Annotated in this window: 11 protein-coding genes; 6 read left to right on the top strand and 5 right to left on the bottom strand. The window is 37.0% G+C overall.

The genetic code is table 11. The features are described from left to right. The first annotated feature begins 36 nt into the window (after positions 1-36). Positions 37-1,611 (top strand): ABC transporter substrate-binding protein, encoded by a 1,575-nt coding sequence (locus JK139_RS01795; RefSeq protein WP_228733077.1) that lies wholly within the window; start codon positions 37-39, stop codon positions 1,609-1,611. 36 nt (positions 1,612-1,647) lie between these two features. On the opposite strand, the gene msrA is transcribed toward JK139_RS01795, so the two are convergent. Next, positions 1,648-2,325 carry a peptide-methionine (S)-S-oxide reductase MsrA gene (gene msrA, locus JK139_RS01790; RefSeq protein WP_228733076.1) on the bottom strand — a complete coding sequence of 226 codons (678 nt, stop codon included), beginning with the start codon at positions 2,323-2,325 and terminating at the stop codon, positions 1,648-1,650. Between the two features lie 168 nt (positions 2,326-2,493). Here msrA and JK139_RS01785 point away from each other — a divergent pair, with 168 nt between their 5' ends. Beyond that, entirely contained in the window at positions 2,494-4,635 is a 2,142-nt protein-coding gene (locus JK139_RS01785; protein ID WP_074419185.1) for an endonuclease MutS2, read from the top strand. Here the strand turns inward: JK139_RS01785 and JK139_RS01780 are convergent. From JK139_RS01780 to JK139_RS01770, 3 genes are read right to left on the bottom strand one after another with little or no spacing between them, the layout of a single operon-like run. Beyond that, positions 4,630-5,118 (bottom strand): GNAT family N-acetyltransferase, encoded by a 489-nt coding sequence (locus tag JK139_RS01780; protein ID WP_074419174.1) that lies wholly within the window; start codon positions 5,116-5,118, stop codon positions 4,630-4,632. The two genes, JK139_RS01785 and JK139_RS01780, sit on opposite strands and share 6 nt — an antisense overlap. 3 nt (positions 5,119-5,121) lie before the next feature. Then, positions 5,122-6,777, bottom strand: coding sequence for a glucose-6-phosphate isomerase (gene pgi / locus JK139_RS01775; protein WP_218330432.1), 1,656 nt, complete (start codon positions 6,775-6,777; stop codon positions 5,122-5,124). Positions 6,778-6,816: 39 nt separating this feature from the next. After that, complete coding sequence (locus JK139_RS01770) at positions 6,817-7,839, bottom strand: threonine aldolase family protein (protein WP_074419172.1); 1,023 nt, start codon at positions 7,837-7,839, stop codon at positions 6,817-6,819. Between the two features lie 226 nt (positions 7,840-8,065). On the opposite strand from JK139_RS01770, the gene JK139_RS01765 reads away from it, so the two are divergent. The 4 genes from JK139_RS01765 (at position 8,066) to JK139_RS01750 (ending at position 11,205) form a co-directional block, all read left to right on the top strand. Continuing rightward, entirely contained in the window at positions 8,066-8,923 is an 858-nt protein-coding gene (locus JK139_RS01765) for a sigma-70 family RNA polymerase sigma factor (protein ID WP_068247969.1), read from the top strand. Positions 8,924-9,046: 123 nt separating this feature from the next. Continuing rightward, a complete protein-coding gene (trxB, locus tag JK139_RS01760; RefSeq protein ID WP_074419171.1) occupies positions 9,047-9,994 on the top strand; it encodes a thioredoxin-disulfide reductase in 948 nt (315 codons plus the stop codon). Positions 9,995-10,003: 9 nt separating this feature from the next. Beyond that, positions 10,004-10,381, top strand: coding sequence for a dihydroneopterin aldolase (gene folB / locus JK139_RS01755; RefSeq protein WP_074419170.1), 378 nt, complete (start codon positions 10,004-10,006; stop codon positions 10,379-10,381). 50 nt (positions 10,382-10,431) lie between these two features. Beyond that, positions 10,432-11,205 (top strand): tetratricopeptide repeat protein, encoded by a 774-nt coding sequence (locus JK139_RS01750; RefSeq protein ID WP_074419169.1) that lies wholly within the window; start codon positions 10,432-10,434, stop codon positions 11,203-11,205. A 16-nt stretch (positions 11,206-11,221) separates the two neighbouring features. On the opposite strand, the gene JK139_RS01745 is transcribed toward JK139_RS01750, so the two are convergent. Next, complete coding sequence (locus JK139_RS01745) at positions 11,222-12,589, bottom strand: MATE family efflux transporter (RefSeq protein ID WP_081298644.1); 1,368 nt, start codon at positions 12,587-12,589, stop codon at positions 11,222-11,224.

Genomic DNA, 12,589 nt, shown 5'->3' with positions numbered 1-12,589 from the left:
AGATTTGTATGTTGGATTGCTCTATGTATTTTCCTATTGTCATGCAATGCAGCACATTTAACCAATCAACAGGTTTTTGAATACAATGAAAGTACCGGAATAGCCACTTTAGATCCTGCATTTTCCAAAAACCAATCCATTATCTGGGCAGTACATCAGTTATACAATACATTGGTTGAATTAGATAGCAATCTGCATGTAAAACCATCTGTTGCTAAAAGCTGGGAAATAAGTACCAACGGTTTGGTATATACCTTTCATTTACGAACTGACGTTTATTTTCAAGACAATCCGGTTTTCTCTGGCGGAAAAGGACGTTTATGTACAGCCGATGATGTGGCATTTAGTTTCAATAGAATTATTGATAAAAATACTGCCAGCAGTGGTGCCTGGATATTTAATGGACATGTGGCAGATGAACATCCATTTATGGCATTGAACGATAGTACCTTTCAGCTTACTTTAACACATCCTTTTCATCCAATTTTGGAAATTTTAACCATGCAGTATTGCAGTATTGTGCCCAAAGATGTGGTATTACATGAGGGTAAAAACTTTGGAAGAAATCCCTGTGGTACCGGACCGTTTCAATTGTTTTTATGGCAGGAAGGAGTGGCTTTGGTACTTCATAAGCATCCACATTATTGGGAGAAAGATGCAAACGGAAAGGCATTACCGTACTTAGATGCTGTTAAAATTAGTTTTTATCAGAACAAGGCTACCGAATTTTTACAATTCAGACAGGGAACCCTTTCATTTATCAACGATATAGATCCTGCATTTAAAGATGAAGTATTAACCAAATCAGGTACATTAAGAAAAGAATGGGAGGGTAAAATGCAACTGCAAAAACATCCTTATCTCAATACAGAATATTTAGGAATTTTAATGGATACCGCCAATCCACTGGTAAAACAATCGCCCCTGCGATTTAAGAAAATAAGACAAGCCATTAATTATGCTATTAACAAAGAACAAATGATGCTCTATTTGCGCAACTCCATTGGTTATGCTGCCAATGCAGGGTTTTGCCCCAAAGGGCTGCCTTCCAATAATACCAAATTTGTACATGGCTACACTTACCAACCTGAAAAAGCAAGGCAATTGATAAGTGAAGCGGGCTTTGCAGGCAAAGATTTTCCCGCAATCAAATTACTCACCATTCCAACCTATGCAGACCTTGCCAGTTTTGTTGCAAAGCAATGTGAAGAAGTGGGCATTAACATCCAGGTTGAAGTGGTTCAGAAAAGTGTTTTGCTGGAACAAACAGCATTATCAAAGGTATTATTTTTTAGAGGTAGCTGGATGGCCGATTACCCGGATGCAGAAAATTACATGGCAGTATTTTATGGAAACAATCCTGCACCGCCCAATTACACCCGTTATAAAAATAAATTATTCGATACATTATACACAAAAGCAATAGCCACTGTGAATGATTCAGTACGTTATCAGTTATACCGGCGAATGGATCAAATGGTAATAGATGATGCGCTGGTAGTACCACTATTTTATGACATGGTGATACATCTTGTACAAAATAACATAGCCGGTTTTATGCCCAATGCATTGAATTTGTTGGAATTAAGAAGTACCAGAATACTACCATAAAGCAATTCTAAAAACTTTGCGTTCACAGCAATGCAACTATTCAACCCCTTTTTTTAATTTGTTTTTAAACACTTTTTCAAATTTTTCCAACTTGGGTCTGATTACAAAACGACAATAAGCTGCATCACCATTATTGTTATAATAGTTCTGATGATACTGTTCTGCTCTGTAAAAATTTTTAAAGGGATCAATTGCAGTAACAATCGGTTTATTAAATGCACCACTTTTATCTAAAGCAGCTTTGTATTGTTCTGCTTTTTCACGTTGCATTTCATTGGTATAAAAAATCACGCTTCTGTATTGTGGGCCAACATCTGCACCCTGTTGATTTAAAGTTGTGGGATCGTGGGTTTTCCAAAAAACTTCTAATAATTCATCAAAAGAAACCTCATTAGGATCATAAATAATTTGAGCCAATTCCACATGGCCTGTATTTTTATCACATACCTGTTCATAGGTTGGGTTGGCTACATGACCGCCGCCGTAACCACTATTAACTTCATATACCCCTTTTAATCGTTGAAAAAAAGCTTCGGTACACCAAAAACAACCTTCCCCAAAATAAGCGGTATCGGTTATTATACCGGTTGGTATTTGTTTATTATCCATATTATGTTGTGGATTTACGGTTTTATTCTTTTCTACCGGCTGTGCGCAAGATAGCAGATAGCAGGAAAAGAAAAAACAACTGAATATATATTTCTCGTAATGCATAATCAAATTAATTCATTTTTAGAACAGTATTCACGAAGAATTGTTTGCAAGAGATGTTTATAACCCTGTAAGACAGAAAATTTTTGCTCAAAGTATTCAAAAAATAGCGCTTCGCATTGTATGCACTACCTAATTAACTTTGCTTTATACTATTTGTTTTCCAATATTATGCGATTATACCCCGATTCAGCAGCATTTCAATTAGAGTTTGAAGCAATCCAGCAATTACTGGTTCATTTCTGTAAAACAGCATATGCCGGCCAAAAAGCAGCAGCATTACGTATTCATACAAAAAAAGATTTTATTGTGTTAGAACTGCAACAGGCTTATGAATTTAAATTACTGTTGCAACAAAACCAATATTTCCCTATTGATTGTACGGCCAATTTGCAAAGGGAAATAAAATTATTGGGCATTAGCGGGGCTACTTTATCGGGAGAAGAATTGATACAAATTAAACTGCTGGCTCAAAATATACAATCTGTTTTTCGCTGGTTCGATACAGAACGAAGAGTAGCTTATCCGGGTTTGGCGAAAGTAATTGAACAAAGCTATTTTGAAAAAAACATCATTGAATATATTGATGAAATTTTAGATGATGCAGGTAACGTAAAAGACAATGCCAGCGATGATTTACAAAGTATTCGACTACGATTATATAAAAAAAGAAACGAATTGCGAAGAGTGTTTGATAAAGTGCTGCAAAAACTATCAAAAGCAGGATATACGGCTGATATTGAAGAAAGTTTTAGCAGTGGCAGAAGGGTAGTGGCTATATTTTCAGAACATAAGCGCCAAATAAAAGGTATTTTACATGGCGAAAGTGACAGCAGAAAAACCACTTTTATTGAGCCCGAAGAAACCATTGAATTAAACAATGAAGTATACAGTTTAGAAAATGATGAGCGGGCAGAGGTACAACGTATCTTAAAAGCTTTAACTGCTAAACTAAGTACATATGCACCCTTGCTTTCCAATTACCTGCATCTGATAGGAATGTTTGATTTTATTAGAGCCAAAGCATTATTAGCAATGGATATAAAAGGTGAAATGCCTGATATTGTTGATAAATCAATGCTGGATTTGAAAGCAGCCTATCATCCTATTTTGTTTTTAAACAATCAAAAAAATAAAAAAAACACCATACCGGTTTCTATACAATTAAATGATGAAAACAGAATTTTAATTATCAGCGGGCCAAATGCCGGCGGTAAAACCGTTACTATGAAAACGGTTGGACTGATACAGCTAATGGTACAAAGTGGTTTATTGGTTCCGGTACACCCACATTCACAAATTGGTATTTTTAAACAATTGTTTATTCACATTGGCGATACGCAAAGTATTGAATTTGAGCTGAGTACCTATTCATCCCACCTAATACACATGAAGCATTTCATTGAAATGGGGAATGGGCGTACTTTATTTTTTATTGATGAATTGGGCAGCGGCAGTGATCCCAATTTAGGTGGTGCATTTGCTGAGGTAATTATGGAAGAGCTTTGCCGCAAACATGCTATTGGAATTGTAACTACCCATTATCTGAATTTAAAAATAATGGGGAATAAAACGCCGGGCATCATCAATGGTGCAATGGCATTTGATGAAAAAAAATTGCAACCACTATATCAGTTAATGATAGGAAAACCCGGAAGTTCATACACCTTTTCAATTGCAGAAAGAATTGGTTTGCCTACTGCTTTAATAAACAGGGCAAGAAAATTGGTAGATCAACAACATTTTAAATTAGATAAACTGCTCAACAATACCGAGCAGCATTTACAGCAATTACATTCAGAAAAAAATGAATTGAAACAATTGATGAAAGAAAATGTTGTACTCAAAAAAGAATTGGAAACCACCATTAACAGAGAAAAACACCGGCAACAAATTGAGTTACTTAAACACCAAAACAAACTTTCGGAAGAGAAATTAGAATATCTCAAAAACATGGAACGCAAGTTAAAGCAGATTGTGCTTGACTATAAAAAAGCAGAAGATAAAAACGAGGTAATCCGCAATTTGAAACATTTGTTATTTCATAAAAACGAAGTAGCACAAACCAAACAAGTAAAAAAAATAACCCACCAGTATAAAGAAATTGAAACCAACATTTCTGAAGGCATGTTGGTAAAACTGAAAAAAAATTATCAGGTAGGAACGGTTAAAGAAATCAGGGGAAAAAGAGCCATTGTTCAGGTTGGACTTTTACCCATGAATATAGAACTGTCTGATTTGGTGCCCGTTGAAAAGCAGGCAGAACAGGAAAAAGATAAACCGGCAATAACACAAAAACAGCCAAAATTATAAATCTTTCAGCATCCAGATAGTACAATCCGTATGGCCGGATGCCCCCATTGCAGCATCTAAATACTTAAAGCCAAATTTTTCGTACACTGAAACTGCTTTGCTTAACTCAGGCATGGTTTCTAAATATACCTGATGGTAGCCCATTTCCTTTGCCTTCTGCAAACAGGTTCCAATCAAAAAACGTCCTGTGCCTTTACCTCTGGCATTTTTGTGTAAATACATTTTCACTAATTCACAAACACCTTCAGGTAATCCATTCGTTGGATAAATACCTGCACCTCCTAATATTTCGCCATTACTTTCTGCCACATAATAAATTGCATCTTTATTGGCAGTAAACATTTCGTATAAGTGATCGGTACTCTCATCAAAATAAACCGTTCCGGGTTTATTGGCATTAAACTCTTCTAAAGCATTTCTAATAATTTTTGCAAGTGCAACATTATCTTTTGGCTGAATAAAACGAATTATAATGTCCTGCATTTGTTATTTTCTCATTTGTTTAAAGAGGTTAATTAATGCATTGGTAGAGGAATCATGTGAAGCAACCGGTTTGTCATCTTTTAACTCCGGTAAAATTTTTCCTGCCAACTGTTTGCCCAATTCAACGCCCCATTGGTCAAAACTGAAAATATTCCAGATTACCCCCTGCACAAAAATTTTATGTTCATATAAAGCAATTAAACTTCCTAATGAGTAAGGTGTAATTTCTTTCAATAAGAACGAATTGGTGGGCTTATTTCCGGCAAAAACTTTAAAAGGCACTAACTTTTTAACTTCTTCTTCATTGGGTATTACTTTCATCAGTTCTTCTTTCACTTCAGCTTCGGTTTTACCATTCATTAAAGCTTCGGTTTGGGCAAAAAAGTTAGAAAGCAATTTTGTATGATGATCGCCCAAAGGGTTATGGCTAATGGCCGGTGCAATAAAATCGCAGGGAATAAGCGGTGTACCCTGGTGAATGAGCTGGTAAAAAGCATGCTGACCATTGGTGCCCGGTTCACCCCAAATTACAGGGCCGGTAGCATAATTTACAGGATTGCCCATTCTGTCTACACTCTTACCATTGCTTTCCATATTGCCTTGCTGAAAATATGCCGGAAACCGATGCATGTATTGATCATATGGTAATATTGCTTCGCTTTGCGAACCAAAAAAATTGGTATACCAAATACCTAGCAAAGCCATAATAACAGGAATATTTTTTTCGAATTTTTCTGTTTTAAAATGCTCATCTACTGCAAAAGCACCTTTTAATAATTGTTCAAAATTTTCATAACCAACAGTAAGGGCAATCGATAATCCAATTGCGCTCCATAAAGAATATCGGCCGCCTACCCAATCCCAAAATTCAAACATATTGGCTTTATCAATACCGAATTGCATTACTTCTTTTTCATTGGTACTTAAAGCCACAAAATGTTTGGCTATATGCGCTTCATCTTTTGCATGTTGTAAAAACCAATCTCTTGCCGAATGAGCATTGGTCATGGTTTCCTGTGTAGTGAACGTTTTAGATGCAATTAAAAACAGGGTTTCATCGGGTGTTACATTTTTCAAAATTTCTACCAGCTGGGTAGCATCTACATTACTTACAAAATAGGCTTGAATACCCGCTATCCAATAAGGCTTTAATGCTTCTGTTACCATCACCGGACCTAAATCGCTGCCTCCAATGCCTATATTGACAATATATTTAATTTTTTTGCCGGAATAACCTTTCCAGTCACCACTATGTATTTGTTGACAGAAAGTTTTCATGTGATTCAATACCTTTCTTACTAAAGGCATTACATCTTTCCCATCCACCAAAATGGGTGTATCAGAAAAGTTACGAAGGGCAGTATGTAAAACAGACCGATGTTCTGTTTCATTAATTTTTAACCCGGCAAACATGGCATGAATGGCTTCTTTCAAATGGCATTCTTCTGCCAGTTGCAGCAATAGCTGCTGTGTTTTTTGGTTGATGATGTTTTTAGAATAGTCAAATAAAATATCTTGAAAACGGATTGAAAATTTTTCAAACCTTTCCTTATCGGCCGTAAATAAATCACGCATATGCCTACGATTCATTTCTTCATCGTGATGTTTTTTAAGCAAGAACCAGGCTTGGGTATTGGTAGGGTTTATTTTAGGTAACATAACGGTTAAATTTTATTCAGCAATATTGATTCTCTTCGATTACAATGAATTGATAACATCCATAGTTAATTGTACCATGGATGGATGGATATCTAAATGCAATACCATTCTTACCTGTGTTGGTGAAATGGCCATTACTTTAATATGGTGTTTTTCCATTATTTCAGCAAATGCCTTTGGTGTAAACCGGCCTTTTACTTCAAAAATGATAATATTGGTTTCAACCGGCATTATTTGCCCAACGAAATCTTTCCTCTGCAGGCAAGTGGCAATAGCCTGGGCATGTTCATGATCCTGAGCCATTCTTTTCACATGATGGTCAAGTGCATAAATTCCCGCAGCAGCCAGATAGCCGGCCTGGCGCATTCCGCCACCAAAAACTTTTCTTACCCGTCTTGCTTTTTGAATGAAAGCATTGGTTCCTAATAAAACACTACCCACCGGTGTTCCTAAACCTTTGCTCAGGCAAATAGAGATGGAATCGAATAGCATACCATAGGTAGTGGGTACTTCATTGGTAGCCACCAAAGCATTAAACAAACGTGCTCCATCTAAATGAAGTGTAAGATGGTTGGATTCACAAATCCGTTTTATAGCGATAATTTCCTCTACTGAGTAACAGGCTCCACCGCCTCTGTTGCTGGTATTTTCAAGACTTACCAGCGTACTGACCGGTTTATGCACATCATTGGAATTAATGGCATCGGCAACCTGTTGCGCTGTTATTCTTCCTCTGTTTCCCTGTAATAACCGAACAGAAGCACCGCTATTGAATGCAATTCCGCCCCCTTCATACAGGTAAATGTGCGATAATGCATCGCATATTACCTCATCACCGGGTTGGGTGTGTACTTTAATGGCAATTTGGTTGGTCATGGTGCCACTGGGGCAAAATAATCCGGCTTCCATACCAAAAAGGGCTGCTGCTTTTTGTTCAAGCTCGTTAATGGAAGGGTCTTCTCCAAAAACATCATCTCCAACTTTGGCCGAAAACATGGCTTCTAACATAGCGGGAGTAGGCCGGGTAACCGTATCTGAGCGAAAATCAATAATAGATGGCATAGAATTGCGAAGATAAATGGGTTCAGATAAATTTTGATATTGGGCAGGGAGATTTAATTTTTTTTAAAAAAGCATTTTTTTCAGAAAACATTCGTTCAATAAGATGTTTTAACGTAAATTTGCACACTTTTGAAATTTATGAGGATAACTTTAACGCTACTATTGCAACCAAAATGCAACTTTTAGCGTCTATATGTCGTTAGTAAATAAATTGTAACTATATACTATGAGGCAGCTCAAAATTGCAACCCAGATTACCAACAGAGATTCTCAGGCCGTAGAAAAGTATCTGCAGGAAATTTCTAAAATTCCAATGATTACTCCCGAAGAGGAAACAACACTGGCCCAGAAAATTAAAATGGGTAATCAGAGAGCGCTCGACAAATTGGTGCAGGCCAATTTACGTTTTGTGGTATCTGTAGCTAAGCAGTACCAGCACCAAGGCCTATCACTTAGCGATTTGATTAACGAGGGTAACCTCGGCTTAATAAAAGCGGCGCAACGCTTTGATGAAACAAAAGGTTTCAAATTTATTTCTTATGCTGTGTGGTGGATTCGCCAATCGATACTACAGGCATTGGCAGAGCAGGGCAGATTAGTCCGCTTGCCTCAAAACAAAATTGGCACATACAATAAAGCCAATAAGGCTTATATGGCTTTTGAACAAGAGCATGAACGCGAACCTTCCACCGAAGAGCTGAGTGAAATTTTGGAAATGAGTGAAACTGAAATCAACAACATTTTCCAAAGCAACACCCGTCATACTTCGTTAGATGCACCGGTTCATGAAGCTGAAGATGTAGCAATGGGCGATTTACTGGAGGGTAGTGATGATACCGATGATGATGTGATGAAAGATTCTTTAAGAGAAGAAATCAGAAGGGTATTAAAATCACTCAGTCCACGTGAGGCTGAAATTGTGAACGCTTACTTTGGTTTAGATGGTGAAAATGGTGTAACTATTGAACAAATAGGCCAGAAATACGATCTTACCAAAGAACGCATCCGGCAAATTAAAGAAAGAGCGATTAAACGTTTACAAAAAGCCAGGTATAGCAATGCATTAAAAGCATACCTCGGTTAATCTCTCATAGCGTATTAAAAAAAACTCCCCCTGTTACTATGCAGGGGTTTTTTATTGGTTAACATTTCTCTGCTCTCACATTTCAACACTATCATTCCTTAACTTTGCAAAAATTTTTTAAGTATGGATAACGCACAATCAGAAAAAGTTCATGTATTAATAATAGGATCAGGTCCAGCCGGTTATACTGCTGCCATTTATGCAGCAAGGGCAAATATGAAACCCGTTTTATATCAGGGCATACAACCAGGAGGTCAGTTAACCATTACTACAGAAGTTGAAAACTATCCGGGGTATCCGAATGGTGTACAGGGGCCGGATATGATGATTGATTTTGAAAAACAAGCCACTAGAATGGGTGCCGATATTCGTTATGGTATTGCCACCAAAGTTGATTTTGGTGTACAACCTTATAAAGTATGGATTGATGATGAAAAACTAATAGAAGCTGATGCAGTAATCATTTCAACCGGTGCCTCTGCAAAATGGTTGGGTTTGGAAAGCGAACAACGCTTAAATGGATACGGCGTAAGTGCCTGCGCAGTTTGTGATGGATTTTTCTTCAAAGGTAAAGAAGTAGCTATTGTAGGTGCGGGCGATACAGCAGCCGAAGAAGCATTGTATTTATCTAAACTTTGCACAACCGTACATATGATTGTACGCAGAGATCAGATGCGTGCCAGCAAAATAATGCAGGAAAGAGTTTTGAATACCACTAATATCAAAATTTACTGGAATAGTGAAACAGACGAGATATTAGGCGATAAAAAAGTAGAAGCCGTTCGTATTAAAAACCGTATTAACAATACAGCAGAAACTGTTCCCATCAATGGTTTCTTCGTTGCAATTGGTCACCAGCCAAATAGTGACATTTTTAAACCCTGGATTCATATGGATGAAACAGGCTATATTCAAACCATTCCCGGTACTACCAAAACCAATTTGGAAGGCGTATTTGCTGCAGGTGATGTGCAGGATAAAAATTATCGCCAGGCAGTTACGGCTGCAGGTTCAGGTTGCATGGCTGCATTGGATGCAGAGCGTTATTTAAGTGCAAAAGGCCTTGTTTAAACATAAAATATGCTGTCAATTTACCTGAATAATGTGGTTTTCTGGGCATACCACGGTTTATACAAAGAAGAAAAGATAACTGGAAATGAGTTTGAAGTAAACCTTAGGGTTGATTATAATGCATCCAGACCGGCTTCATTTCAAAGTATTCATGATACCATTAACTATGTTGCATTATTTAAAATAGTGCAACATAGAATGGAAAAAGCCACACCCTTATTAGAAGCTATTGCATTGGACATTGCAACGGATATTTTATCTGAATTTGCAATGGCAGAGCGAGTTATAATTTCTATTAAAAAGTTAAATCCACCCATACCTGATTTTAAAGGTTCTGTAAGTGTTAGTTTTGAAATGGATCGCAACCACTTTAATCAGGCATCATAGCATGGCTTGAAAAAACTTACATATCGGAACCAATACATTCATTAGCAGATATGAAAAAAATTAGAATATTTTCAACAGCTATCTTTCTTTTGGCTGCACTGTTTGTTCAATATGCCGCTGCTCAGAATCTCCCATTATTATTTAAACAAGCCACCAATGCAGAAATTAATTTAAATGAACAGCAGGCTTTAGATATTTATAAGAAAATTCTGGTGATTGCTCCTGACAATCTCAATGCTTTGGTAAAAGCCACCGAGCTAAGTTGTTCTACCGGCGAACGATTACCTATTGCGAATGATAAACGCATTACCTTTCAATCGGCACTAGCATATGCTCAACGCGCTGTTGCAACACATCCGGAAGCTGCAGAAAGCTATTATGCACTTGCTTTGGCTTCCGCTAAAATGACGGAAGTAGAAAAAGATCGAAAACTTTTAGTTCAATATGTAAAAGACATAAAAACCAATGCCGATAAAGCATTAAACATCAATCCCAATTTAGGTATGGCCAATTTTGTAGAAGGCCGTTGGCATTATGAAATGAATAATTTGAACTGGGCTAAAAAATTAGCATTAAAAACCATGTATCCGGGTGGTATTCCACCCACCAGCTACGATTCAGCCATTGTATATTTGGAAAAATGCAGACAAACACAGCCCTACTATGTTATGAATTATCTCATACTGGCGAAGAGTTATCAGGCCAATAATAATCCCTCCAAAGCCATTGAAGTGTTAAAGCAATTGGTAAAATTGCCTGTTAGAACGCCGGATGATGCTGCTCTGAAAACAGAAGGCCAAAAAATATTGGATTCGCTGGAATAATAAGAAGGTTGCTCAACTAAAATTGCTTTTGCTGCCAGCTGCCTTTTTTAATGTACCAATAAGAGGGGATAAACAGTAATATCCAGTACACCCATTCACTTCCCCAACCAACGGTAATGGGTAAATGCCATTTTTCCAATATAAAATAACTGTACAGACAATACATGATGATGGCAAAAAACTCAATCAGCAGATTTACCTGGGTACTACCGGTTCCGGTAACGGCATTTAACCAAATAGTAGATACCGACATCAGTACCAATGCAGTAGAAACCACCCGTAAAACAGGAATGGCATGCGTAATAAAATCATTACCCTGGCCATAAAATGATAAAAATAATGTGGGAAAAATATTGATGATAATGCAAATACTACCTGCAAACAAAACAGACAGTTTCATAATTTTAATGATTAAGCCTTCTACTTTTATGTGCAAACCCTGGCCAATAATGTTACTAACCATTGTATTGGCAGCTGCTGCAAAAGCCCAGGTAAAGCATCCAAAAAAGCCAAAAATGTTGCGCATAATATTTGAAATAGCCAAATCCATTGAGCCATGGTGTTCAATTAAAATATAAAAAAACTCCCAGCTTACAATACTTAAACAGAATTGGGCTATAAGTGGTGCAGATAATCGTAAAATTAATGTAATATTATTTTTGTCAAATTCCCACGATTTAAAAAGTTGCAACTGCCTGTCAATTCCTTTTTTCCGAATAACAAAATAAATAGCCATTAATCCGGTAAACTCAGCAATAATGGAAGAGTAGGCGGCTCCATCAAACCCTAAATTGGGGAATCCCCATTTTCCATAAATCAAAACATAATCAAAAAATACATTGGCAATCGATTCTGCAGCAGTGCCAATAATTAAATATTTACTTTGATTGGTGCCCACCAATACAGCATTTCGTAATTGGTATAGGTATAAAAAAATAAGCCCGAAAATCCGGATACGCAAAAATTTTACAGCCATGCTAACATGCAGTGGATTGCTAAGTGTATGCTCTAAAATTACCGGTACCAAAAACCAGGTAATTAATATTCCTAAAAAGGCTAAAACAAATGAAATTCTAACACCTTGAGCAAATAAATTACCAATGGCTTCAATTTTATTTTCGCCGGCACGTCTGGCAATAATGGCCTGCATTCCATTATTTAAACCAATGCCTATTACTGCAAAAATTAAGTAATATACACCTGTAATACCAGCTACAGCAAGCGGCTGTTCGCCCAAATGCCCTAAAAATACATTGTTGATAATAAAATTTAACTGCGGTACCAAAGTGGCGGCAGCAATGGGTAATGCAATTTTTAATATTTGTTGATTAGAAGTTGTTACCCGATAATCGGCAGTAACAATAGCAGGCTCACTCATATTCAT

The sequence above is a fragment of the Hydrotalea lipotrueae genome (genome assembly GCF_019249625.1).
GTDB classification, from domain to species: Bacteria; Bacteroidota; Bacteroidia; order Chitinophagales; family Chitinophagaceae; genus Hydrotalea; species Hydrotalea flava.
Note: the sequence above shows the minus strand (reverse complement) of the source record. Positions and strands in the feature narration are given on the sequence as shown.

What these genes read in the sequence shown, in the direction of transcription:
- msrA (WP_228733076.1), bottom strand. Translation starts at nt 2,325, where the DNA reads ATGCATTACGAGAAATATATATTCAGTTGTTTTTTCTTTTCCTGCTAT.
- JK139_RS01785 (WP_074419185.1), top strand. Translation starts at nt 2,494, where the DNA reads ATGCGATTATACCCCGATTCAGCAGCATTTCAATTAGAGTTTGAAGCA.
- JK139_RS01780 (WP_074419174.1), bottom strand. Translation starts at nt 5,118, where the DNA reads ATGCAGGACATTATAATTCGTTTTATTCAGCCAAAAGATAATGTTGCA.
- pgi (WP_218330432.1), bottom strand. Translation starts at nt 6,777, where the DNA reads ATGTTACCTAAAATAAACCCTACCAATACCCAAGCCTGGTTCTTGCTT.
- JK139_RS01770 (WP_074419172.1), bottom strand. Translation starts at nt 7,839, where the DNA reads ATGCCATCTATTATTGATTTTCGCTCAGATACGGTTACCCGGCCTACT.
- JK139_RS01765 (WP_068247969.1), top strand. Translation starts at nt 8,066, where the DNA reads ATGAGGCAGCTCAAAATTGCAACCCAGATTACCAACAGAGATTCTCAG.
- trxB (WP_074419171.1), top strand. Translation starts at nt 9,047, where the DNA reads ATGGATAACGCACAATCAGAAAAAGTTCATGTATTAATAATAGGATCA.
- folB (WP_074419170.1), top strand. Translation starts at nt 10,004, where the DNA reads ATGCTGTCAATTTACCTGAATAATGTGGTTTTCTGGGCATACCACGGT.
- JK139_RS01750 (WP_074419169.1), top strand. Translation starts at nt 10,432, where the DNA reads ATGAAAAAAATTAGAATATTTTCAACAGCTATCTTTCTTTTGGCTGCA.
- JK139_RS01745 (WP_081298644.1), bottom strand. Translation starts at nt 12,589, where the DNA reads ATGAATATGAGTGAGCCTGCTATTGTTACTGCCGATTATCGGGTAACA.